The sequence below is a fragment of the Rhizobium sp. BK650 genome, assembly GCF_014195325.1.
Lineage (GTDB): Bacteria > Pseudomonadota > Alphaproteobacteria > Rhizobiales > Rhizobiaceae > Rhizobium.
On record NZ_JACIBK010000003.1, the window covers coordinates 702880 to 724625 of the forward strand.

The following is a 21746-nucleotide window of genomic DNA, read 5'->3' on the forward strand; positions in this document are numbered from 1 at the left end:
ATGAGACCGGCTTCTGCAGATGATCGTCCTGAACTGACCGCCTTCATCAAGGCAAACCTGCCGCTTGCGGGCGTGCCTTCGATACCTAACGTAAGGCTGCATATGGCGACACCGAAGAGCGGCCTCTATCGCCTTGCGATGGCTGACGATTCCGATATGGCGCCGCCTTACTGGGCCTATCCTTGGGCGGGTGGGACGGTGCTTGCCCACTATCTTTTCGACCATCCCGAAACGGTTACCGACAAACATGTCGTCGATCTCGGCACCGGCTCCGGTCTCGTCGCCATCGTGGCGATGAAATGTGGTGCGAGCCGTGTGCTCGCCGTCGACATCGATGCCAAGGCGATCGTCGCGGCGCAGCTGAATGCCCAGGCTAACAATGTGATGATCGAGACTCGGCTGGGCGATATTACAGGAGATAGCCCCCCTGCAGTCGATGTGCTTCTGGCCGGCGATATCTTTTATGACGAGGCGTTGGCAGAGCACGTTCTGCCTTTCCTTCAGCGCTGCAGCACCGCCGGCATCGATGTGCTGATCGGAGATCCGGGCAGGGCGCCTTTGCCGAGCGGATCTCTGGTCCGGATTGCCGATTATTCCGTGCCGGATTTCGGCGGAGGCATCCGCAATATGGCCGCAAACAGCGCGGTTTATCGCTTGAGCTGATGCGGCCGCGGATTTAAGCTCGAGTGCTCTCCGGGGGTGTCTCGCCATGCCGATCGATTTCTGGTTTTCGATAGGAAGCACCTACAGCTATCTGGCCGTCATGCGGCTGCCGGAGATAGCCGCATCAAGCGGTGTCACCTTTCGGTGGCGTCCCTTCAATGTGCGCTCGATCATGATCGAGATGGACAATATTCCCTTCGCCAAGAAGCCAGTCAAAGCCGCTTATATGTGGCGCGATATCGAGCGCCGGGCCGAAAGCTTCGGCCTGCCGCTCCACTATCCCGTTCCCTATCCCTTGGCTGAGTTGGAACTCGCCAACCGTGTCGCGCTTGTGGCCGCTGCGGAGGGATGGTGCGAAGCTTATGCGGTCGCCGCCTACCGGCGGTGGTTCCAACGACAGGAGCCTGCCGGCAGCGAGCCGAACCTTTCGGCAAGCATAGCCGAAGCCGGACAGCAGCCGGAGCGTGTGCTTGCCGCAGCAAATTCCGAAGAAGGGATCGAGGCACTCCGTGTCGCGACGGAGGAGGCGAAATCGCTCGGTATCTTCGGTTCGCCTTCCTTCATCGTCGATAGCGAACTCTTTTGGGGTCATGACAGAGTCGATGATGCGATCGCCTGGCGGCGAAAGGGGCGCTGAGCGACACATTCCTTATTTACGGAAAATCTGATTTACGTCCGCACATCGGTCAATTCAGGCTTGCGCGGAAATAGATGACATGTCATCTATTGTTATCCCATCGATACTCCCATGACCGACGACAAGATCACAACCTCATTCGGAAGCCTCGTCTCGCAGACCGCGCGCTACTGGCGCCGGGTCGCAAACCTGCGCCTGCAGCCCTTCGGGCTGACGGAGGCAACATGGCTGCCGCTGCTGCGCATAGCCCGCTCGCCGACGCCCATGCACCAGAAGGAGCTGGCAGCGTCGCTCTCGCTCGACAATTCCTCGGTCGTGCGCCTGATCGACAATCTGGAAATGGCGGGACTGGTCGAGCGGCGGGAGGGCGAAGACAGGCGGGCCAAGGAGATCCTGCTGACGGCGGAGGGCAGGAAGACCGTGGAGGAGGTCGAACGCGTGGCGCAGGGCATTCGCGAGGAAGCGCTTGCTCTTCTCCCGCGCGAAGACATCGAAACCACATGGCGCGTGCTCGACCATATCAGCGACATGCTTGCCCGAAAGCTCGAGGAGCCCGAACAGTGAATTCGCATCCCGGCCCGATAACAGAAGCCCGACCGCTTGGCACAAAGCTTCACATACCGATCTGGCTGCTCGGGCTCATCACCTTCAGCGGCACGCTGGCCATGCATATTTTCGTGCCGGCCCTGCCGGCAGCGGCGACCGATCTCGGCGCTTCGATCGGCGAGATGCAGTTGACCGTCAGCCTCTACATCTTCGGCCTTGCCGTCGGCCAGCTGATCTACGGGCCGCTTTCGGACCGCTACGGACGGCGGCCGGTACTGATGAGTGGCCTTGCGCTCTATACGATTGGCGGCGTGGCGGCGCTGCTCTCGCCCAGTATACATGCGCTCATCGTCGCACGACTTTTCCAGGCCTTCGGTGGCTGCGCCGGTCTGGTGATTGCCCGCGCGATCGTGCGCGACACGTCCAGTCCTGATGAAACGGCCAAACGGCTTGCTCTCATGAACCTGATGGTGACGGTCGGGCCTGGGCTTGCACCAATCGCGGGCGGGGCGCTCGCCTCCACGCTTGGCTGGCGCTCGATCTTCGCAGCGCTCTGCGCTCTCGGTGTCGTTAACCTGCTGCTGACATGGCGCAAGGTATCAGAGACCGGCACACGCAACATGGAAACCCCTCTCAAGTCACTGAGCCGTGATTACCTGGGACTGCTCGCGTCGCGCTCCTTTATCGGCTACGCGATCGGCGGCGGTTGCGCGACGACTTCCATGTACGCCTTCACCGCGTCCGCGCCCTTCATCGTGATCAACGAGCTTGGCCGGCCGGCGACGGAAGTCGGTCTCTGTCTGGCGCTGCTCATCTTCGGCTACTGGATCGGCAGCGTGATCGCGACACGGCTCATCGGCCGGTTTGCGATGAAGCGGCTGATGGTGATTTCCAACCTTGTGAGCATCGCAGCCGCACTCGTCTTCTTTGGCTTTGCCGTAACCCATCATCTGACGCTTCTGCCGATAATGGCCTCGATCATGGTCTATACGATTGGCGCGGGAGTGGCCTCGCCAAACGCGCTGACACTTGCCGTCACCGTCAATCCGAAGGTCACTGGTTCCGCTTCCGGCCTCTACGGCTCGACGCAGATGGCTGTTGGAGCGGTCTGCAGCGCCCTCTCAGGCATCGGCGGCGATCCAGGGCTTGCGGCGGCAACCGTCATCCTCGGCGCTAGCGCGCTGGCGCAGCTCTGCTTCTGGCTTGCGATGGCTTCAGAAAATGTCAGGCGAGGAGATCTGGTCGCAGAAGCATGATTGGGCAGGGGGCTCCGGCCGGCAATTCGGGTGCATGCGGCGGGCGAATGATGAGGCAATCCGCATGGGCGAAAATCTTCATCATCGATGAATCCTGCTTGTCGAATGGTTCGACCAGCCAATCGCCGGCAGCGGATTTTGAAAGCCTTGCGCGGACATAATCCTGCCGCTGGTCATTGGCACGCATGGTGACCGTGGTTTCCACCGTTGCCTCGCGCTGTACTGGCGGCAGCGAAGCGAGCTTGCGGATCAACGGTTCGAGGAAAAGCAGCGAACAAACAAGACTCGATACCGGATTGCCGGGCAAGCCGAGCACATGGGTTTCGCCGAAGCTGCCGACCATCAACGGCTTACCGGGGCGCATGGCGATGCGCCAGAAATCGAGCTGCATGCCGGCCTCGATCAATGTGGCCTGCACCAGATCGTGGTCGCCGACGGAAGCGCCGCCGAGCGTGACGATGACGTCGACTTTGGCATTACGCGCCTTGTCGATCGCCGCCGTGATCCTGGTCTTATCGTCAGGCACGATGCCGAGATCGAGCACGTCGGCACCAGCCTTGCGGGCGAGCGCCGCAACGCCAAACGTATTGGATGCGATGATCTGCGAGGGGCCGGGCGTGCTGCCGGGTGGCAGCAGTTCATCGCCCGTGGCGAGGATTGCGATCAGCGGACGGCGCAGTACCTCGACTTCAGGCCGGTTCATGCCGGCAGCGACCGTCAGCCGCGAAAAATCGAGCACCGTGTCGGCGGAGAGTACGACTTCACCTTCGCCAAAATCCTGACCGCGAGGACGCACATGCTGGCCTTGGCGGACTGCAAATTTGGTTCGAATACCGCCCTCGATCTTTTCGGCATCCTCCTGCAGCAACACGCTATCGGCGCCTGACGGGACAGGCGCACCGGTGAAGATCCTGACAGCTTCTCCCTGACCGACGCATCTCTCGAAGCCGTGGCCGGCGGAAGACGTACCGACGACTTTCAGCACGGCACCCGGCTCCGGCGCGTCTTCGCGGCGCAGCGCATAACCATCCATGGCAGATGCATTGAAGGGCGGCTGGGTCAGACCTGCCGTAAGATCGACGGCAAGGACGCGCCCTTCAGCCTCAGCGAGCGACAGCGTTTCGGACGCCGTGACGGGCTTTGCGCGGGAGAGCAAGCGGCTCTGGGCCTCGGCGACCGATAGAAGGTTCATTTCGCCTCCGGGTGACGGAAATCGCCCGATTTGCCGCCGGATTTTTCAAGCAATCGCACACCGCCGATTTCCATTGCCTTATCGGCCGCCTTGGCCATGTCGTAGATTGTGAGACAAGCGACCGAGACGGCGGTCAGCGCCTCCATCTCCACACCGGTCTTGCCGGTGAGCTTGGCGGTTGCGGTGACGCGCAGGCCGGGCAGGGCGGCGTCTTCCCCTATCTCGACCGTGACCTTTGTCAGCATCAGCGGATGGCAGAGCGGAATGAGATCGGCGGTGCGCTTGGCGGCCATGATGCCGGCAAGGCGAGCGGTGCCGATGACATCACCCTTCTTGGCATTGCCTTGACGAATGAGTGCAAGCGTTTCCGGCGCCATTTTTATGTGGCCCTCGGCAGTGGCGATGCGCACGGTCTCAGTCTTGTCGGAGACATCGACCATATGTGCCTCACCGGCGGCATCGATATGGGTGAGGCCGGGCTTCTCACCGCTCATGTCATTCGGCCGCGATAGCGGCTTCGCCAAACAGCAATGCGCGGGTGGCGGCAGTCACGTCGTCCTTGCGCATCAAGCTTTCGCCGACGAGGAAGGTGTTGATCCTTACGGCCTGCAGGCGCTTGCAATCCTCATGGGTGAAGATGCCGCTTTCGCTGACAAGGAGCTTGTCTGCCGGAACCATTGAAGCCAGCGTTTCGCTGACCGTCAGGCTAACCTCGAAGGTACGCAGATTGCGATTGTTGATGCCGACAAGCGGCGAGGAGAGTTTCAGGGCACGTTCCATTTCGGGCACGTCGTGAACCTCGACCAGCACATCCATGCCGAGTGAGAAGGCTTCGTCCTGCAAGCGTTCGGCATCGTCATCGCTCAGCGAGGCCATGATCAGCAGAATGCAATCGGCGCCCCAGGCACGCGCCTCATGGACCTGATAGGTCTCGAACATGAAATCCTTGCGGAGCGCAGGCAGTGCGCAGGCGGCACGTGCCGCCGTCAGGAACTCCGGCGCGCCCTGGAAGCTCGGCGCATCAGTCAGCACCGAAAGGCAGGCGGCGCCACCGGCTTCGTATGCCCTGGCGAGAACAGGCGGGTCGAAATCCGGACGGATGAGGCCCTTGGATGGGCTTGCCTTCTTGATCTCGGCGATCAGGCCGATCTCTCCGGCATCGCGCTTGGCGAGGAGCGCCTTGCGAAAGCCGCGCGGCGCGGACTGGCCGGCCTGCATGGCCTTCAGTTCGGCGAGTGAGGTCTTTGCCTTGGCGGCAGCGATTTCCTCACGCTTGTAGGCTTCGATCTTTTTCAGGATATCGGTCATGAGACGATCCTAGTCGATATCGTTGGATACTGCGATCAGTTTGTCGAGTGCGGACGCGGTGGCGCCGCTATCGAGCGATTCCGTTGCGAGCTTCATTCCGTCGCGGATCGTCTGGGCCTTGCCGGCGATGACGAGCGATGCAGCAGCATTGGCGAGCGCGATATCGCGATAGGCGTTCTTGGCGCCGGCAAGCACTTCACGAAGGGCAGCTGCATTCACTACACCGTCACCGCCTTTGATATCGGCGAGCCGGCAGGGCGCCACGCCGAAATCGGCCGGCGACAGCTCGAAGGTGCGGATCTGGCCATTCTCAAGCGCGGCAACGCTGGTCTTGCCGGTCGTGGTGATTTCATCGAGTCCGTCTCCATGGACGACCCAAACGCTCTCGGAGCCGAGATCGCGCATGACTTCCGCAAGCGGCACGACCCATTGCGGCGCGAAGACGCCGAGGAGCTGGCGCTTGACCCCGGCCGGATTGGAAAGCGGGCCAAGCAGATTGAAGATCGTGCGCGTGCCAAGTTCGACGCGCGTGGGACCGACGTGGCGCATGGCCGAATGATGCTGCTGCGCGAACATGAAGCCGACACCGGCCTCGGCGATGCAGCGGGAGATCATTTCCGGGCTGACCTCGAGATTGACGCCGAGTGCGGCAAGGCTGTCGGCAGCACCCGATTTCGAGCTCAGTGCACGGTTGCCGTGCTTGGCGACCGGAACGCCCGCGCCGGCGACGATCAGCGCCGCGAGCGTCGAGATATTGTAGGTGCCGCTGGCATCGCCGCCGGTGCCGACGATATCGATCGCGTCCTGAGGCGCTACGACCCGCAGCATCTTGGAGCGCATTGTGGTGACGGCGCCGACGATCTCGTCGACTGTCTCGCCGCGAACGCGGAGCGCCATCAGGAAGCCGCCGATCTGCGAAGGCGTTGCCTGGCCGGACATGAGGATATCGAAGGCTTGGCGGGCCTCGTCACGGGTCAGTGGCTCGCGGCTTGCTGCCTTGGCCAAAAGCGGCTTCAGATCGGTCATGCGTCGCTTCCCCCTAGCGGACGGTCGCCTGTTCGGCGAGTTTCTGGTTGACCTGCGCGCCGTACTTGCTCTGCAACAGGTTGACCATCTGATCCAGAATATCGTCGCCGGCGGCATTTGCCATGGCGGTGATCTGCTGGTCCCGATTGTTCAGAGCATCGGTCGTCGGTTGGTCGTTGACCTCGGTGACTTTCAGCAGGATCTGCGTGCTCGGGTCTGCGCCAACAGCTCCTGCGACGGTATCGACAGGGCCAGAGAACGCGGCGTTGATGCCGGCGCGGCCGAGAACCGGATCGTCGGTGGAGCGCGTAAAGCCGCTCTTGCTTTCGACGGTAATGCCGAGCGGGGCGGCGATATCGGCGAGCGACGTGCCCTTCTGCGCCTGAGCCTTCAGCTCGTCTGCCTTCTTGGCAAGCTCGACCTTCTGCTGCTCGCCGGTCCAGTCCTGGACGGCTTTGTCACGCACCTCGGCGAGGGGGCGGTCGCGCTCCGGCATGATGTCGCGGACATCAAACCAGACATAGCCGTCATTGCCGACGGAAATGGCAACCGCATCGGCGCCGACATCGGTCTTGAAGGCTTCCGGCAGAAGCTGCTGCTGGGCCGGGATATTCTTGATCGGATTGCCGTCCTTGTCCGCACCCGTCATGTCGACCGCATCGATGACGACGGCCTTCAGCTTGAGCTGGTTGGCGATTTCCTCAAGAGACGTGCCGCCGGCGCGCATATCCTCGATGCGGTCGTGAACGTTGATGACTTCCTGCGAGGCATTGGCAACCGAAAGCTGCTTGCGCAGTTCTTCCTTGACCTCGTCGAAGCTCTTGGTGCTCTCCGGCTTGATATTGGTTACGCGCAAGATCACGGGACCGAAAGTACCATCCACGACAGCCGTAGTGCCGCCGTCCGACTTCACCGCGAAAGCGGCTTCGGCGACGGCCTGATCCGGAACCTTGTCCTTGGTGAATTCACCGAGAAGCACATCGCTCGCAGTCTTGCCCTGATCGGTGACGAGCTGGTCGAAGCTCGTGCCACTTTTCAGCGCGGTTTCAGCCGCATTGGCGAGATCCTTGCTGGCAAATGTCAGTTGCTCCAGCGTGCGGCTTTCCGGCGTCGTGTAGGTCGCCTTGGCCTTATTGAAGGCTTCCTTGATCTGATCGTCGGTGACGGTCGCAGGATCGGCGATGTCATCGGGCTGAAGCTTCAAATAGGCAATCTTGCGATATTCCGGCGCGCGGTATCGCTGCTTGACACCTTCGAACCATTTGGAGAGCACATCGTCAGCGGGCGCCTTGATCGGCTCGATATTCGCGTTGGTCAGCAGCAGATAATCGACGCTGCGGCTTTCGTTGCCATAAAGCTTCAGCGCGTTGACAAGCGTTGCCGGAGCCTGGAAGCCGTTGGAAACGGCATCGACGATCTGGCTGCGTACGGCGACCTTGCTGCGCTCCTTGATATAGTCGTCTTCGCGAATCCCGGCATTGCGCAGGCGCGAGGTGAAAAGCTGACGGTCGAATTGGCCGTTGACTGCCTTGAAAGCCGGATCGTCGCCGATCAACTGAGCAAGGCGATCTTCGGAGAGACCGAGGCCCATGTCGTCGGCGAGCTGATCGAGCGAGGCACCAGCCACAAGCTGAGCAATAACCTGCTGCTCGACGCCGAAGGCGCGAGCCTGTTCAGGCGTCAGGCGCATGCCGAACTGCTGGCTCAGAGACGCAACCTGACGCTGATAGGCGAGACGGAATTCGTTGACGTCCACGTGCTGTTCTCCGACGGTGACAACCGTCGTACTGCTGCCGCCGTTTATCAGCTCACGCGACACGCCCCAGATACCGAAGGAGGCGACGAGCAGGAGCAGGAGCAGCTTGGCAACCCAGGTCTGAGCAGCTCTTCTCAGAAAATGGAACATGGAAACGCGAACCTCACATTATCATTGGCCCAAAAGGGCAGACATTCCGTCGTTCCATAAAACAAAGCTGCGAGGAAATGAAGGCTTGTCGCGCGAAAAGCTTATGGGTCTTGCACACGCTCTCGCTAGCCCGCTGCGGCCGACAAAAGATGCTTGATTGGGAACCTTTCCCGGTCTGATTTCGTTGATGCGGCATTCCACCTGAACAGGAGCAGACCATGGCCGAACTGAAAACCGCTTCCGCCGAATCCACCGCTGCGCGGGTCAAGGCCGAAGTTGCCGCCGAAGATCTGTCCGCGCAGGTCGCCGCTTTGCGCGAAGACCTGGCCCGCCTTTCAGAGAGCGTAATCGCGCTGGGGCAGGGCGCCAAGACGGCAGTCGCCGATGAGGCCTCGGTCATGACCGAACGCTTGCGTGACAGAGTGCGCGAAGAGCCGCTGACTGCGATCGCCATTACTGCCGGCATCGCCTATGTCTTCGGCCTCCTCAGCCGGCGCTAACCAAAAAAAGCCGGACGCAGAACGTCCGGCCCTCAATTTCCCGAGACTCTCTCCCGTGTCCGGTCAGCGGCGGATGACGCGTCCTAGCGCGATCAGGATGCATGCGCCGACAAAGCCCGTGATCAGGTATCCGAGCCAGCCGTTGAGCGGCTGGATGTGAAGGACACCCAGAATCCAATTGGCGACAATCGCGCCGACAATACCGAGCACTATGTTCATGAACACGCCCATATTGCTGTTCATGAATTTCTCAGCCAGCCATCCGGCCAAGCCGCCGATAATGATGGCTGCAATCCAACCTACACCAGCATTTTCCATGGCAATCTCCCTCCTGCCCAAACGTGAGATAGAACAATCGAAAAAAGTTCCCGCGGTGTCGCGGGCTTAGCGCTGTTAAGGATGAACGAATGTCACCGCGTTGGAAAGCACGACAACCGCAATTTGAAACAACAGTCCTGAAAAGACCGGTGTGGCAAACTCTGAGTGAACATGAATCCTCCCATTAACGGAAGCAAACATAATTCACCGCCTCAACTGTGCAAGCCGCTCGTTAATGACTGTTAAAGTATACAATCTAGGTAAAATGGACCGCCTGACGACGGCGGAATGGAGTGTTCAATGTGTAGCCCTCAAGATCGTTACCGAAGCGTCTGTGGTGAGCGATAGCCGCCGATCAGTGGGTTTGCAGAACACTTACTTTATTTCGCAAGTCGCGCCACTTTCTGCCCAATGGCAAGCGAGGCGGTGAGGCCGGGGCTTTCAATTCCATAGAGAGCTACATAGCCTGGATGACCGGTTTGTTCCGGCCCCTGGATAACGAAGTCACCACCGCCACCTGCGTCCGGCCCGGCGATTTTCGGGCGGATTCCAGAGTAGGCGGGCTGCAGCGCACCGTCAGCCAGATCGGGCCAATAGCGGCGGATTGCCGAATAGAATCCCTGCGCGCGGCTAGCATCGACATCGTAGTCGATCGCGTCAACCCATTCGACGTCAGGACCAAAACGTGCCTGGCCTGCAAGATCGAGTGTCAGATGCACGCCGAGCCCGCCGGGTTCAGGGACCGGGTAGATCAGCTGCTTTGCCGGCGCGCGGCCGGTCAATGCGAAATAGCATCCTTTGGCGTAGTGACGTGACGGGATCGTGTTTACATTCAGGCCCAACAACCGTTCGGAAACCGTCCACGCATTCAGACCGGCGGCATTTACGACGAGACGTGCTTGAATCACAACGGGATCGCGACCGCCGACGGACAAACGGATCTTGCCTTCGGCAAATTCGCCTTCGATGACAGGCGAATTGCATACGATGGCTCCGCCGTTGGCCTCTATGTCGGTAATGTAGGCTTGCATGAGACTGTGACTATCGATGATACCTGTCGACGGCGAGACAAGTGCTGCAAAGCCTCGGATCTGAGGCTCTCGAACGGAGAGCTCAACTGCATCGATCAGATAGCAGTCCTCCACTCCATTTGCTTCAGCCTGGCTGGACAGCTTTTCGAGATACCTGAGCTCCTGCTCACTGGATGCAACGACGAGCTTGCCGCAAGCTCTGTGGGGGATGTTCCGCTCCCGGCAATATTCGTAGAGCCTGTGTTTTCCGGCAACGCACAGCTTTGCCTTCAAGCTGCCGGTGGCATAGTAGAGCCCGGCATGGATGACTTCGCTGTTGCGTGCAGAAGTAACGCTGCCGGTCATAGGCTCCGCTTCCAAAAGAACCACCTCGCGTCCATTCATGGCAAGTTCGCGCGCTACGGCCAACCCCACGACACCTCCACCCACGATGACGCAGTCGAGGTCGAGTTCCTCCGCCATGAGATTCCCCTCTCATCGTCCAAATGCGGCGAGGGGCCTCCGATTTTTTGGTGGCCCGACAACGCAATCCAGCTTCAGGTATCGTCGGGTGAACCCATCTTCAAATCAAGAGGGTGCTGGGGTGGTATCGGTCCAGGATAGGACAATCTGAAGTTGGCGGAAGAGGTGGGATTCGAACCCACGGTACGGTTTCCCGCACGCCGGTTTTCAAGACCGGTTCCTTAAACCACTCGGACACTCTTCCGTCTAGCTGGCCTGCCTCGTCTTCGCTGGAAGCGCTCGTTCTTGACGAGGCTACTTTCCCCGACGGGCAAATCGCTGTTTGGCAGGCTTTATAGCGGTTCGCGCTCCAGCGTCAATGCGTTCTGATAGATCGGACAACAATTGAAAAGATAGGCTGCTTGGTGTCTCGCGGCGGGACAGGGTAGCGGCCGCCAGCGGCAAGCCTGTCATCATCCGAAACGGTCCAAAATGCGGAAATACATGCAGGATTTCATTCCTGCACAGGTTAAAATCAATCAAATATTAACCATAATCATTAGAATTCGACCTATCGTGCCGAAATCGTTCGCAAATTCGCCACGATATCCACAAGATTAAAGTCTCGTTAGGCAGGCAGGGCATAAGGCAACTCCAACTCATTCACGGGTGAGTTCCTTAACCATAACGGTCTTTGACGGCGTGGGGCATATGAAACTGAATTACGGGGCGGCGTCTTTCGCAACGACGGCACGGTGGCTGGCGATATCGGCCATGTGCGCAACAGTGGCGGCCTGCGGCACGACGCAGGCAGTTCCCAAGAAGAAATCCCACGGCAAGGAATATTTCTCCGAAAGCGAATATGGCGTTAAAGCCAGCCCGCGTGTTGCTACCGGCAACAATATCCCCAAGGGCGGTGGCCGCTATATGGTGGGTGACCCCTACGTTGTGAAAGGCAAGATGTATTACCCCAAGGAGGACTACTCCTATAACAAAGTGGGTATCGCTTCCTGGTACGGCTCGGCTTTCCACGGCCGTCTGACTGCCAATGGCGAAGTTTATGACCAGATGCATCTTTCCGCTGCCCATCCGACGTTTCCGCTGCCAAGCTATGCGCGCGTAACCAATGTCGAAAACGGGTCGTCGATCATTGTACGCGTCAACGACCGCGGGCCGTATCATGAAGGCCGCATCATCGACCTCTCCAACAAGACTGCCTCCATGCTCGACCTGCAGCACAGCGGCACCGGGAAGGTTCGCGTTCAATATGTCGGCAAGGCCCCGCTCGACGGACATGATATGCCCTATCTGATGGCCTCCTATATTCCGAAGGGCAGCCGTCTTCCGGGCATCTATCCGGGCGAGGGTCAGATTGCGACTGGCGTAATGGTCGCCTCCAACAGCAAGAAGATCACCGGCGATCAGCTTCAAAGCCTCGGCGATTATTCGAATCCGTCTCCTGCCAGTGTGCCGGTGCCATTCTCGTCGACGGCCTATGCAGGCTCTACGCCGAGCGCCAAGTATCCAGGCTCCACGCCAAGCGCCAGGTATAATCCAGCTCCGGCTCCGCAACTGGCCCCTGTGCCGATGCAAGCACCGCCGGGGGGGCATTTCCTGACGCCGCCGCCCGCACCCTCCACGGGCGGGCAGACGATGGAACAGATGGTGGTTCTGCCGGAAATCGGACCCATTCCCTTTGAGCGTCCGAACGGCTGGTCGAAGGGCACGTCGCTGGCCATGGGCTACCAGGAAGACGTGACGACGGTGAACGTCCCACTCGCTTTCGATGCCGTGATGGTGCGCAACGACGGGCTCACCGAGGAGTCGATTCTCGCCTCCTTCAAGCGGCGTAACGGCGGCAGCGCAAAGGCGCGATAAAAGCCTACAATAAAGTGTAATTGCATCGGCTTCCGGCTCGCTTTACCCTCCTGAATCACCCCGCACGTTCAATGGGATTAGCGATGTTGAAGCCGCTGCTTCGCCTCCTTGCATGCCTGCTCCTGCCTGCTTCCGCTGCCGTTGCTGCAGAAGGTACCGAGGCTGGTTTCGTCACCAAGGCCGCGCAGGCCTATATGATCGAAGCCTCGACCGGCACGGTGCTTCTCGCCAAGAATGAGAACCAGGTTTTCGCACCTGCCTCACTTGCCAAGCTGATGACGATGGACCTCGTTTTCGATGCGGTCACTAAAGGGCAGATTTCGCTCGATACCGAATATGCCGTCTCCGAATATGCCTGGCGCACGGGCGGCGCGCCTTCGCGTGCGGCGACCATGTTTGCGGCGCTGAAATCGAAAGTGCGTGTCGAGGATCTGATCAAGGGCGTTGCGATCCAGGGCGCCAATGACGGCTGCATCATCCTTGCCGAGGGCATGGCCGGCAGCGAAGACCAGTTCGCGGCTTCGATGACGCGGCGCGCACGCGATCTTGGCATGGAAAAGGCCACCTTCGGCAATTCCACCGGGATTCCCGACGGCAAGAGCAAGGTGACAGCCAAGGAGCTCGTGACGCTCGCCAGCGATCTGCAGACCTCCTATCCCCACCTCTATTCCTATTTCGCGCAGCCCGATTTCGAATGGAACAGGATCTTCCAGCGTAACCGCAACCCGCTGCTCGGCATGGATCTCGGCGCGGACGGACTGGCGACAGGCTTTACGGAAGGCGAGGGCTACTCGATCGTCGCCTCGGTGCAGCGCGACGGACGGCGGCTCTTCATGGTGCTTGCCGGCATTGCCTCGGACAAGGAACGCACGGAAGAAGCCAAACGGGTGCTGGAATGGGGGCTGACAGCCTTCGAGAGCCACCAGGTCTTCGCCGACAAGGAGGTGATCGGTGCCGCGAGCGTCTACGGCGGCACGGCGCGCACCGTCGACCTCGTCGCCAAAGCGCCCGTCAGCGTCTATGTTCCGATCAGCAATCCGGACCGGCTCGCCGCGCGCATCGTCTATCACTGGCCGCTAATGGCGCCCGTGAAAGCCGATACGAAAGTCGGCACCCTGCGCATCGTTTCCGGCAACAGGATGTTGCGTGAAGTGCCTCTCTATACCGCGCAATCCGTGGAGGTCGGATCGCTCAGCAGCCGGGCGGTCGATGCGCTGCTCGAGCTTGGCGAATCACTGTTCTTCTCCTGGCTGTGGGACAAGCCCGAGCAGAGCTGACACTTCTTTTCAGACCGATATAGCCGTAATTTGCCGGGGAAGGCGAATATGTCGCCGCGGCAAAAGGTTTCGCTCCGCGCTATCTTCGGATAGATAGAGGAAGAGCGCGGCGCTCAGAATGCGGGAAAGTATCATTGTCATCCGGTAAGGGTTTGTTCGTTACTTTTGAAGGCGGAGAGGGCGCTGGGAAGTCCACGCAGATCCGCCGCCTCGCCGAGGCTCTTAAGGCTGAAGGCCACGACGTGCTGCTGACCCGGGAGCCGGGCGGTTCGCCGGGTGCCGAAGCGGTGCGCCATGTGCTGCTTTCGGGTGCAGCGGAGGCCTTCGGCACTCGCATGGAAGCGATCCTCTTTGCCGCGGCCCGCAACGATCACGTGGAAGAGGTCATCCGACCGGCGCTCTACAACGGCAAGATCGTGCTCTGCGACCGCTTCATGGATTCCTCGCGGGTGTATCAGGGCGTCACCGGCAATCTGGAGCCCGATTTCATCGAGACGCTGCAGCGCATCGCCATCAACGGTGTCATGCCTGACTGTACGCTGATCCTCGATATTCCGGCCAAGCTGGGGTTGGAGCGCGTCAGCAAACGAAACGCCGGCGGACCTGACCGCTTCGAGAAAGAAACGCTGGAAACACACGAGAAGAGGCGCGAGGCCTATCTCGATATCGCCGCGCGCGAGCCAGAGCGCTGTCATGTCATCAACGCTGCGCAGCCGGAAGAGGCGATCGCCGCAGACATCCTCATCATCGTAAGGCAACTGCTGAAGCCAGCCCCCGAAGAGCGGATGCCGGAAGCTGCCCACCATGAGTGAGGAAAGGCCCGGACTGCTCGACGGCGCGATCTGGCCAGCCGAGAATACGAAGCTCTTCGGCCATGAAGAAGCCGAGAATTTCCTGGCGCAATTCTACCGCTCCGGCAAAGGACATCATGCAATCCTGATCGAGGGGCCGGAGGGCATCGGCAAGGCAACCCTGGCCTTCCGCTTCGCCAACCACGTGCTCTCGCATCCCGATCCCGCGAGCGCGCCCGAGCGCATTTCCGATCCGGACCCTGCTTCCGCTGTCAGCCGGCAGATCGCATCGGGCGCCTCGCACAATCTCCTGCACCTTGCCCGTCCTGTCGACGACAAGACCGGGAAGGTGAAATCGGCGATCACCATCGATGAAGTGCGCCGGGCGGGTAAATTCTTCTCGCAGACCTCGGGTACCGGCAACTGGCGCATCGTCGTCATCGACCCCGCCGACGACATGAACCGGAACGCCGCCAACGCCATCCTGAAAATCCTCGAGGAGCCGCCTAAGCGGGCGATGTTCCTCGTTCTTTCGCACGCACCGGGAAAGCTGCTGCCGACGATCCGTTCACGCTGCCTGCCGCTGAAGCTTGCCCCACTCGACGATCGCGCGTTGCTTTCGGCACTTGCCCATCTCGGCATTCAAGGGGAGGGGCAGCCCCTACTTTCCGCTGCCAAGGGCAGTGTGGGCGAGGCGCTCAAACTGCTGAACTATGGCGGCGGAGAGATCATCGAAGCCTATGACGCAGTTCTCTCCTCCGAGGGACCTACGGCGCGCAAAGCCATGCATCGGCTTGCGGATGCGCTTTCGGGTAAAGAAAGCGACACGATTTTTGATTTCTTCGTGAGCCATGTCGGCGACGACGTCATGAGCCGCGCGCGCCTCGCTGCGGGTGAGGGGCGGATTGCGGCGGCCGAACGTTTGGCGCGGCTTTATTCCGAAATCACCGAGAAGCTGACCGTCTCCGACGCCTACAATCTCGACCGCAAGCAGACGATCATGGAAGTGCTTTCCGAGATCAAGCAACCCCGCGTGTAGAAAGTCCTTAGTGCGTCCCGCACTAAGGACTTTCTATCTCTTTGTTTCACGCAATTCCGGACACAAAACCGCTGCAAACTTTTGCTGGAATTGTTCTAATCAGCCGGCCAGCAGCTTCCAGGCAACCAGGGCGAGCGTGACGGCCAGTACGATGCGGATGGTGCGCTCGTGCAGTTTCGGCGCAAGCAAGCTGCCGACGATGATCCCGGGGATGGAACCGACGAGCAGGGCAAAGAGCATCGTCCAGTCGATCTCGCCGATGAACCAGTATCCCATGCCTCCGATCAGGGTGAGCGGTACCGCATGGACGATATCCGAGCCGACGATCTCGCGCACATCGAGGCTGGGATAGAGGACAAGCAGGATCGTCACGCCCAGGGCGCCGGCGCCGACCGACGTCAAGGTGACGAGCACGCCGAGCACAGAGCCCAGACCGACGGTGAAGACTGCGATAGTCGCAGGTTTCGGAGGCATGCGCTCCCCGATGGCACGGCGGGCAAATTCAAGGATCTGGCTGCGGAAAACCAGCATGATTGCGGTCATGACCAGAAGCCAGCCGAGCGCAGTGGTGATGGTATTCGTGACGCCAATGCTTTTGCGATCGACGCCAGCCATCAGCCAGAGCATCGAAAGTGCCGCAGGGACACTGCCGGCCGCAAGACTGGCGACGATCTTCCAATTTACGCGGCCATGCATGCCGTGGACGGCAGTACCCGCCGTCTTGGTGATTGCCGCATAGAGAAGATCGGTTCCAACGGCCGTCGCCGGATGAACACCGAAAAGTAGCACGAGCAGGGGCGTCATCAGCGAACCGCCGCCAACGCCGGTGATACCGACCAGCGCTCCCACCATGAGACCGGACAGAGAATAAAGAGGCTCGAATGTCAAATACGTGCCTCCGAGAGCGCGGGGCCACGACTATTCCAATCGACAAAAAATGGCACTTCGCATCCGTCCCGCCTCTTGCGCCAGCAGGGGTAAATTGCGCCAGAAGCCGAGTCAAGATCATCAATGCGCGGCCCCGAAATCGTAGGCGGCTGCCAAACTTGATGTTTCGCTTATGCGAGACATGCGCTAATAGCGGCTGACGATTTTTATAGAGTAAGCCCGAATTGGCCGCCATGACAGACAAGACCCCCTTCTACATCACGACCGCGATCTCCTATCCCAACGGCAAGCCGCATATCGGCCATGCCTACGAGCTGATTGCGACCGATGCCATGGCGCGCTACCAGCGCCTCGACGGCAAAGATGTCTTCTTCCTGACGGGGACGGACGAACACGGCCAGAAGATGCAGCAGACGGCGCGCGCCGAAGGCATCACGGCGCAAGCACTTGCCGACCGCAATTCCGGTGAATTCCAGGCGATGGCGAAGCTGCTCAATGCTTCGAACGACGACTTCATCCGCACCACCCAGGAGCGTCACCACGAGACCTCGCGCAACATCTGGAACCTGATGGCCGACAATGGCGACATCTACAAGGATTCCTACGCTGGCTGGTATTCCGTGCGCGACGAAGCCTATTACCAGGAAAACGAGACCGAGCTGCGCGCCGACGGTGTGCGCTACGGACCGCAAGGTACGCCCGTCGAATGGGTGGAAGAGGCAAGCTACTTCTTCAAGCTCTCGGAATACCAAGACCGGCTGCTGAAGCACTACGAGGAAAACCCTGACTTCATCGGGCCGGCCGAGCGCCGTAACGAGGTGATCTCCTTCGTCAAGTCTGGCCTGAAGGATCTGTCGATCTCGCGCACGACCTTTGATTGGGGTATCAAGGTACCGAACGATCCCTCGCATGTCATGTATGTGTGGGTCGACGCTCTGACGAACTACATCACTGCTACGGGCTATATCGAAGACCGCGACGGACCGCGGGCGAAATACTGGCCGGCCGATGTGCATATCATCGGCAAGGACATCATCCGCTTCCACGCCGTTTACTGGCCTGCCTTTCTGATGTCGGCCAAGCTGCCGCTGCCGAAGCGCGTCTTTGCCCATGGCTTCCTGCTTAACAAGGGCGAGAAGATGTCGAAGTCGCTCGGCAACGTCGTCGATCCCGTCAACCTAGTCAGCCATTTCGGTCTCGATCAGGTGCGTTACTTCTTCCTGCGCGAGGTTTCTTTCGGCCAGGACGGCAGCTATAGCGAAGAGGCGATCGGCACGCGCATCAATTCCGACCTTGCCAACGGCATCGGCAATCTTGCCAGCCGTTCGCTGTCGATGATCGTCAAGAACTGCGACGGCCAGATACCTGAATGCGGTCCCCTGACCGACGAGGACAAGGCGATGCTAGCGCAGGCCGATGCGTTGCATGCCTCGACGCGCGAAGACATGGGCAAGCAGCTGATCCATCGCGCCCTGGCTTCCATCATCGCAGTCGTCTCGGAAACGGACCGCTATTTCGCCGGCCAGGAACCGTGGGCGCTGAAGAAGACTGATCCGGTCCGCATGGGCACGGTGCTCTATGTCACTGCCGAAGTGGTGCGACAGATCGCCATCCTGCTGCAACCCTTCGTGCCGGAATCGGCCGGCAAGCTGCTCGATCTCGTGGCCGCACCTGCGGACAAGCGGGACTTCGCGAGCCTGGGCGAAGCTGGCCGTCTGGTGCCGGGAACGCCGCTCGAAGCGCCGAAGCCGGTCTTCCCACGCTATGTGGCTCCGGAGGCTTGAGGCCGTGCTGGTCGATACGCATTGCCATCTGGACTTTGCCGATTTCGATGCCGAGCGCGACGAGGTCGTCGCACGCGCGCATGCGTCCGGCGTGGCGCAGATGGTGACGATCTGCACCCGCGTGCGCAAGCTCGACGGGCTGCTCGCCATAACCGAAAAATATCCGTCCGTCTTCTGTTCTGTTGGCACGCACCCTAACAATGCTGGTGACGAGCTGGATATCCAGACGGAAGATCTGGTGCGGCTCGCCAACAGCCATCAAAAGGTCGTTGCGATCGGTGAGGCCGGCCTTGATTATTTTTACGACACGCAGAAACCCGAGGATCAGCAGACTGGTTTTCGGCGCCATATTGCAGCCGCGCGTGAGACGCAGCTTCCGCTCGTCATCCATAGCCGCAGCGCAGATGCCGACATGGCTGCGATCCTGACCGAGGAAACAGAAAAGGGGGCCTTTCCTTTCATTCTGCATTGCTTCTCGGCCGGTCCCGAGCTCGCAAAGATCGGCGTCGACCTCGGCGGCTATATTTCCTTTTCGGGCATTCTGACCTTCCCGAAATCGGAAGAGCTGCGCGAGATCGCCAAGACCATTCCGCATGAGCGGCTGCTCGTAGAAACCGACGCGCCGTATCTCGCGCCGAAGCGCTGGCGCGGCAAGCGCAACGAGCCGTCCTACGTGGTGAATACGGCCGAGGTACTGGCCGATACGATCGGCCTTCCTTACGAGGAACTTGCGCGTATCGCGACGGATAATGCTTTCCGTCTGTTCTCCAAAATGCCGAGGATCTAGCGGCGTGTCACGGCGGCAGCGGTTCACCATTCTCGGCTGTTCGTCGTCGCCAGGCGTGCCGCGCATCACCGGTGACTGGGGGGCCTGCAATCCAGCCAATCCAAAGAACCGCCGGACGCGCGCATCCTTCATGATCCAGCAGTTCGCCGCTGATGGTGCGGCGACGACTGTCGTCGTCGATACCGGTCCGGACTTCCGCGAACAGATGATCAGGGCAGGGGTCGATCATGTCGATGCGGTCCTCTACACTCATCCGCATGCCGACCACATTCACGGCATCGACGATCTGCGAGGCTATTTCCACAATACCCGCCGGCGCGTACCGATCTTTGCCGAACCGTTCACCATGGGCAGGCTGCAGGAGGCCTTCGGCTATTGCCTGGAGACGCCGCCTGGTAGCAATTATCCGCCGATTGCATTGCCAATCGTGATCGAGGATCTGGAGAAGCCCGTCGAAATCCACGGGCCGGGCGGAACGATCGCCTGCGTGCCGCATCTGCAGCAGCACGGCGACATCCACTCGCTCGGCTTCCGCATCGGCGACGTGGCCTATTGCAGCGATGTCAGCGATTTTCCGCCACAGACGGTCGAGAAGTTGCAGAACCTCGACATCCTCATCATCGACGCCCTGCAATATGCGTATCATCCGAGCCATCTTTCGCTGGAACAGTCGCTGGACTGGATCGAGCGGCTGAGACCGAAGCGGGCGATCCTGACGCACATGCATACACCGCTCGATTATGACGTGGTCATGGCCCAGACGCCTGATCATGTGGTGCCAGCGTTCGACCAGATGAGCTTCGAAGTCGAGATCTAAGGCATTCCCGTCTTTTCTTCGAAAGACGGGAATGCGGTATCTTTTGCTTTAGCCGCCGACCAGAGGCATGACTTCAAGCGAACCGCGATAGATCATGTCCAGTGAGACGTAGAGGATGATCGCAAGGCCGATATAGGCAATCCAGCGATGTTTGTTGAGCAAGCGGGCGATGAGGTTCGCAGCTATGCCCATCAGCGCGATGGAAAGCCCGAGGCCGAGAACCAATACGCTTGGATGCTCGCGAGCGGCACCCGCTACGGCAAGGACGTTGTCCAGCGACATGGAGACGTCAGCGATGACGATCTGCATCGCGGCCTGGAAGAACGTCTTCTTCGGCGCCGATGCGCCGGCTTCAACGGCGTGATCATCATGATGGCCGGCGCGCAACTCACGCCACATCTTCCAGCAGACCCAGAGGAGGAGCAGGCCGCCGGCAAGCAGCAGACCGACAATCGCCAAGAGATAGACCGCAACACTGGCGAACAGGATTCGGAGAACCGTTGCCGCCAGAATGCCGACAATGATCGCCTTGCGGCGCTGTGCGGCCTCCAGACCAGCGGCAGCAAGGCCAATGACGACGGCGTTATCGCCGGCGAGAACGAGGTCAATAGCAATGACCTGCAGCAAGGCCGTCAAGCCGGCTGCTGTGAAAATATCCATATTGCATTACCCCCTGATATGCTTCGAGCGTGCTAGCGTCTCAGCGCTTTTCCGTCAACCAGCGAAGGTATGCCTTGATGGCTACATCCACGGTCAAGCCGCCTAGCCGGCCGATGGCGGTTGATGCGGTGTCGCGCGGAGGCGTATCGATGTAGATTATGGAACGATTCTTTTTCTATCCGCAGGCTCATGGAAACGTCGCTTTATCTGCCCGTGAAAGGCTTCCTCGAAAAAGCAGGTTATGTCGTCAAAGGCGAAGTCGGCGGCTGCGATCTCGTGGGCTTAAACGACGACGATCCGCCTGTGATCGTGGTCTGCGAGTTGAAGATGAGCTTCAATCTCGAGCTCATCCTCCAGGCTGTCGATCGCGCGGCCATTTCGGATGAGGTGTGGATTGCGGCCAAGGTATCAGCCAAGGGAAAAGGCCGCGAAGCCGACAGGCGCTACCGTGACCTGTGCCGCAGGCTCGGCATCGGCATGCTCGGCATTTCGGACGCCGGCGACGTCAGCATTATCGTCGGCTCCGTATCGCCGATGCCGCGGACCAATCCGAAGCGCCGTTCGCGGCTGATGCGCGAGCATCAGAAACGGCGCGGCGACCCGGCGCTCGGCGGCAGTACGCGCACGCCTGTCATGACCGCATATCGCCAGCAGGCGCTCGGCTGCGCGGCAGCGCTGATGTCAGGACCTTTGCGTGTGCGCGATATCAGATCCGGTGTGCCTGACGCAGGCAAGATCCTGCTGTCCAATGTCTACGGCTGGTTCGAACGGCTCGACAGAGGCGTCTATGGCTTGACGGATGCTGGTCGGGAAGCGTTACGTCGATGGCCACAGCCTGAAATGCAGGCGGCACAGTAGCTATTCTGGCATACTTGGTTCCATAATCTATCTTATGCGATCTTTGTATGTAGCCGCAAAGTTAAAGTGTCCTGTTTCTGCAAAGTTGGAATGTCACTCTCCTCACGTTTTGATGACGTGGGAGATTGCGGATGGGACTGATA

The 21746-nt window shown here is 60.1% G+C and carries 22 protein-coding genes and 1 tRNA gene; 13 read left to right on the forward strand and 10 right to left on the reverse strand.

The annotated features are described in order from the left end of the window. The 4 genes from FHX15_RS11670 to FHX15_RS11685 all read left to right on the forward strand — a co-directional run bounded on the left by FHX15_RS11670 (position 1) and on the right by FHX15_RS11685 (position 3102). Positions 1-663: a class I SAM-dependent methyltransferase gene (locus FHX15_RS11670; protein WP_184397021.1), complete on the forward strand. Its 663-nt coding sequence runs from the start codon at positions 1-3 to the stop codon at positions 661-663. Between the two features lie 46 nt (positions 664-709). Then, positions 710-1300, forward strand: a complete 591-nt coding sequence (locus tag FHX15_RS11675) for a 2-hydroxychromene-2-carboxylate isomerase (protein ID WP_184397023.1) — start codon at positions 710-712, stop codon at positions 1298-1300. 111 nt (positions 1301-1411) lie between these two features. Continuing rightward, entirely contained in the window at positions 1412-1864 is a 453-nt protein-coding gene (locus FHX15_RS11680; protein WP_184397025.1) for a MarR family winged helix-turn-helix transcriptional regulator, read from the forward strand. Beyond that, complete coding sequence (locus FHX15_RS11685; RefSeq protein WP_184397026.1) at positions 1861-3102, forward strand: multidrug effflux MFS transporter; 1242 nt, start codon at positions 1861-1863, stop codon at positions 3100-3102. Before FHX15_RS11680 ends, FHX15_RS11685 begins: the two co-directional genes overlap by 4 nt. On the opposite strand, the gene glp is transcribed toward FHX15_RS11685, so the two are convergent. The 5 genes from glp to FHX15_RS11710 are packed head-to-tail and all read right to left on the reverse strand — an operon-like array spanning position 3071 to position 8534. Beyond that, positions 3071-4294 carry a gephyrin-like molybdotransferase Glp gene (gene glp, locus FHX15_RS11690; protein WP_184397028.1) on the reverse strand — a complete coding sequence of 408 codons (1224 nt, stop codon included), beginning with the start codon at positions 4292-4294 and terminating at the stop codon, positions 3071-3073. The genes FHX15_RS11685 and glp overlap by 32 nt on opposite strands. Then, the gene (gene moaC / locus FHX15_RS11695) at positions 4291-4788 is read right to left on the reverse strand and encodes a cyclic pyranopterin monophosphate synthase MoaC (RefSeq protein ID WP_184397030.1); all 498 of its coding nucleotides are present in this window, start codon (positions 4786-4788) and stop codon (positions 4291-4293) included. The genes glp and moaC overlap by 4 nt, the downstream gene beginning before the upstream one ends. A 1-nt stretch (position 4789) precedes the next feature. After that, positions 4790-5602, reverse strand: a complete 813-nt coding sequence (trpC, locus tag FHX15_RS11700; protein ID WP_184397032.1) for an indole-3-glycerol phosphate synthase TrpC — start codon at positions 5600-5602, stop codon at positions 4790-4792. 9 nt (positions 5603-5611) lie between these two features. Further along, complete coding sequence (gene trpD, locus FHX15_RS11705; protein WP_184397034.1) at positions 5612-6628, reverse strand: anthranilate phosphoribosyltransferase; 1017 nt, start codon at positions 6626-6628, stop codon at positions 5612-5614. Positions 6629-6641: 13 nt separating this feature from the next. After that, the gene (locus FHX15_RS11710; RefSeq protein ID WP_184397036.1) at positions 6642-8534 is read right to left on the reverse strand and encodes a peptidylprolyl isomerase; all 1893 of its coding nucleotides are present in this window, start codon (positions 8532-8534) and stop codon (positions 6642-6644) included. A gap of 218 nt (positions 8535-8752) precedes the next feature. Here FHX15_RS11710 and FHX15_RS11715 point away from each other — a divergent pair, with 218 nt between their 5' ends. After that, positions 8753-9034 carry a hypothetical protein gene (locus FHX15_RS11715; RefSeq protein WP_184397038.1) on the forward strand — a complete coding sequence of 94 codons (282 nt, stop codon included), beginning with the start codon at positions 8753-8755 and terminating at the stop codon, positions 9032-9034. A gap of 63 nt (positions 9035-9097) precedes the next feature. On the opposite strand, the gene FHX15_RS11720 is transcribed toward FHX15_RS11715, so the two are convergent. From FHX15_RS11720 to FHX15_RS11730, 3 genes are all read right to left on the reverse strand, one after another. Next, complete coding sequence (locus FHX15_RS11720; RefSeq protein WP_184397041.1) at positions 9098-9352, reverse strand: GlsB/YeaQ/YmgE family stress response membrane protein; 255 nt, start codon at positions 9350-9352, stop codon at positions 9098-9100. A 380-nt stretch (positions 9353-9732) separates the two neighbouring features. Then, positions 9733-10845 (reverse strand): NAD(P)/FAD-dependent oxidoreductase, encoded by a 1113-nt coding sequence (locus FHX15_RS11725; RefSeq protein WP_184397043.1) that lies wholly within the window; start codon positions 10843-10845, stop codon positions 9733-9735. Positions 10846-10999: 154 nt separating this feature from the next. Beyond that, positions 11000-11089, reverse strand: a tRNA-Ser gene (locus FHX15_RS11730). Between the two features lie 446 nt (positions 11090-11535). Here FHX15_RS11730 and FHX15_RS11735 point away from each other — a divergent pair. From FHX15_RS11735 to FHX15_RS11750, 4 genes are all read left to right on the forward strand, one after another. After that, entirely contained in the window at positions 11536-12702 is a 1167-nt protein-coding gene (locus tag FHX15_RS11735; protein ID WP_184397045.1) for a septal ring lytic transglycosylase RlpA family protein, read from the forward strand. Positions 12703-12785: 83 nt separating this feature from the next. After that, positions 12786-13979: a D-alanyl-D-alanine carboxypeptidase family protein gene (locus tag FHX15_RS11740; protein WP_184397047.1), complete on the forward strand. Its 1194-nt coding sequence runs from the start codon at positions 12786-12788 to the stop codon at positions 13977-13979. Between the two features lie 134 nt (positions 13980-14113). Beyond that, a complete protein-coding gene (gene tmk / locus FHX15_RS11745; RefSeq protein ID WP_184397049.1) occupies positions 14114-14791 on the forward strand; it encodes a dTMP kinase in 678 nt (225 codons plus the stop codon). Next, entirely contained in the window at positions 14784-15809 is a 1026-nt protein-coding gene (locus FHX15_RS11750; protein ID WP_184397053.1) for a DNA polymerase III subunit delta', read from the forward strand. Before tmk ends, FHX15_RS11750 begins: the two co-directional genes overlap by 8 nt. Positions 15810-15908: 99 nt before the next feature. Here the strand turns inward: FHX15_RS11750 and FHX15_RS11755 are convergent, their stop codons facing one another. Next, positions 15909-16697, reverse strand: a complete 789-nt coding sequence (locus tag FHX15_RS11755) for a sulfite exporter TauE/SafE family protein (RefSeq protein ID WP_184397056.1) — start codon at positions 16695-16697, stop codon at positions 15909-15911. A gap of 233 nt (positions 16698-16930) precedes the next feature. Between FHX15_RS11755 and metG the strand changes: the two genes are divergently transcribed. Genes metG through FHX15_RS11770 form a run of 3 tightly spaced genes read left to right on the forward strand, consistent with a single transcriptional unit; the run spans position 16931 to position 20085 of the window. After that, complete coding sequence (gene metG, locus FHX15_RS11760; RefSeq protein ID WP_184397059.1) at positions 16931-18481, forward strand: methionine--tRNA ligase; 1551 nt, start codon at positions 16931-16933, stop codon at positions 18479-18481. Between the two features lie 4 nt (positions 18482-18485). Next, entirely contained in the window at positions 18486-19268 is a 783-nt protein-coding gene (locus FHX15_RS11765; RefSeq protein WP_184397063.1) for a TatD family hydrolase, read from the forward strand. A 4-nt stretch (positions 19269-19272) separates the two neighbouring features. Next, positions 19273-20085, forward strand: a complete 813-nt coding sequence (locus tag FHX15_RS11770) for an MBL fold metallo-hydrolase (RefSeq protein ID WP_184397065.1) — start codon at positions 19273-19275, stop codon at positions 20083-20085. A 48-nt stretch (positions 20086-20133) separates the two neighbouring features. Here the strand turns inward: FHX15_RS11770 and FHX15_RS11775 are convergent, their stop codons facing one another. Then, positions 20134-20745: a TerC family protein gene (locus FHX15_RS11775; protein ID WP_184397068.1), complete on the reverse strand. Its 612-nt coding sequence runs from the start codon at positions 20743-20745 to the stop codon at positions 20134-20136. A 189-nt stretch (positions 20746-20934) separates the two neighbouring features. Between FHX15_RS11775 and FHX15_RS11780 the strand changes: the two genes are divergently transcribed. Beyond that, on the forward strand, positions 20935-21603 hold the full coding sequence (locus FHX15_RS11780) for a DUF2161 domain-containing phosphodiesterase (protein WP_184397071.1): 669 nt from the start codon (positions 20935-20937) through the stop codon (positions 21601-21603). Positions 21604-21746: the final 143 nt, after the last annotated feature.

Coding starts and splice junctions, on each gene's coding strand:
- FHX15_RS11670 (WP_184397021.1), top strand. CDS start 1: ATGAGACCGGCTTCTGCAGATGATCGTCCTGAACTGACCGCCTTCATC.
- FHX15_RS11675 (WP_184397023.1), top strand. CDS start 710: ATGCCGATCGATTTCTGGTTTTCGATAGGAAGCACCTACAGCTATCTG.
- FHX15_RS11680 (WP_184397025.1), top strand. CDS start 1,412: ATGACCGACGACAAGATCACAACCTCATTCGGAAGCCTCGTCTCGCAG.
- glp (WP_184397028.1), bottom strand. CDS start 4,294: ATGAACCTTCTATCGGTCGCCGAGGCCCAGAGCCGCTTGCTCTCCCGC.
- moaC (WP_184397030.1), bottom strand. CDS start 4,788: ATGAGCGGTGAGAAGCCCGGCCTCACCCATATCGATGCCGCCGGTGAG.
- trpC (WP_184397032.1), bottom strand. CDS start 5,602: ATGACCGATATCCTGAAAAAGATCGAAGCCTACAAGCGTGAGGAAATC.
- trpD (WP_184397034.1), bottom strand. CDS start 6,628: ATGACCGATCTGAAGCCGCTTTTGGCCAAGGCAGCAAGCCGCGAGCCA.
- FHX15_RS11710 (WP_184397036.1), bottom strand. CDS start 8,534: ATGTTCCATTTTCTGAGAAGAGCTGCTCAGACCTGGGTTGCCAAGCTG.
- FHX15_RS11715 (WP_184397038.1), top strand. CDS start 8,753: ATGGCCGAACTGAAAACCGCTTCCGCCGAATCCACCGCTGCGCGGGTC.
- FHX15_RS11720 (WP_184397041.1), bottom strand. CDS start 9,352: ATGGAAAATGCTGGTGTAGGTTGGATTGCAGCCATCATTATCGGCGGC.
- FHX15_RS11725 (WP_184397043.1), bottom strand. CDS start 10,845: ATGGCGGAGGAACTCGACCTCGACTGCGTCATCGTGGGTGGAGGTGTC.
- FHX15_RS11735 (WP_184397045.1), top strand. CDS start 11,536: ATGAAACTGAATTACGGGGCGGCGTCTTTCGCAACGACGGCACGGTGG.
- FHX15_RS11740 (WP_184397047.1), top strand. CDS start 12,786: ATGTTGAAGCCGCTGCTTCGCCTCCTTGCATGCCTGCTCCTGCCTGCT.
- FHX15_RS11750 (WP_184397053.1), top strand. CDS start 14,784: ATGAGTGAGGAAAGGCCCGGACTGCTCGACGGCGCGATCTGGCCAGCC.
- metG (WP_184397059.1), top strand. CDS start 16,931: ATGACAGACAAGACCCCCTTCTACATCACGACCGCGATCTCCTATCCC.
- FHX15_RS11775 (WP_184397068.1), bottom strand. CDS start 20,745: ATGGATATTTTCACAGCAGCCGGCTTGACGGCCTTGCTGCAGGTCATT.
- FHX15_RS11780 (WP_184397071.1), top strand. CDS start 20,935: ATGGAAACGTCGCTTTATCTGCCCGTGAAAGGCTTCCTCGAAAAAGCA.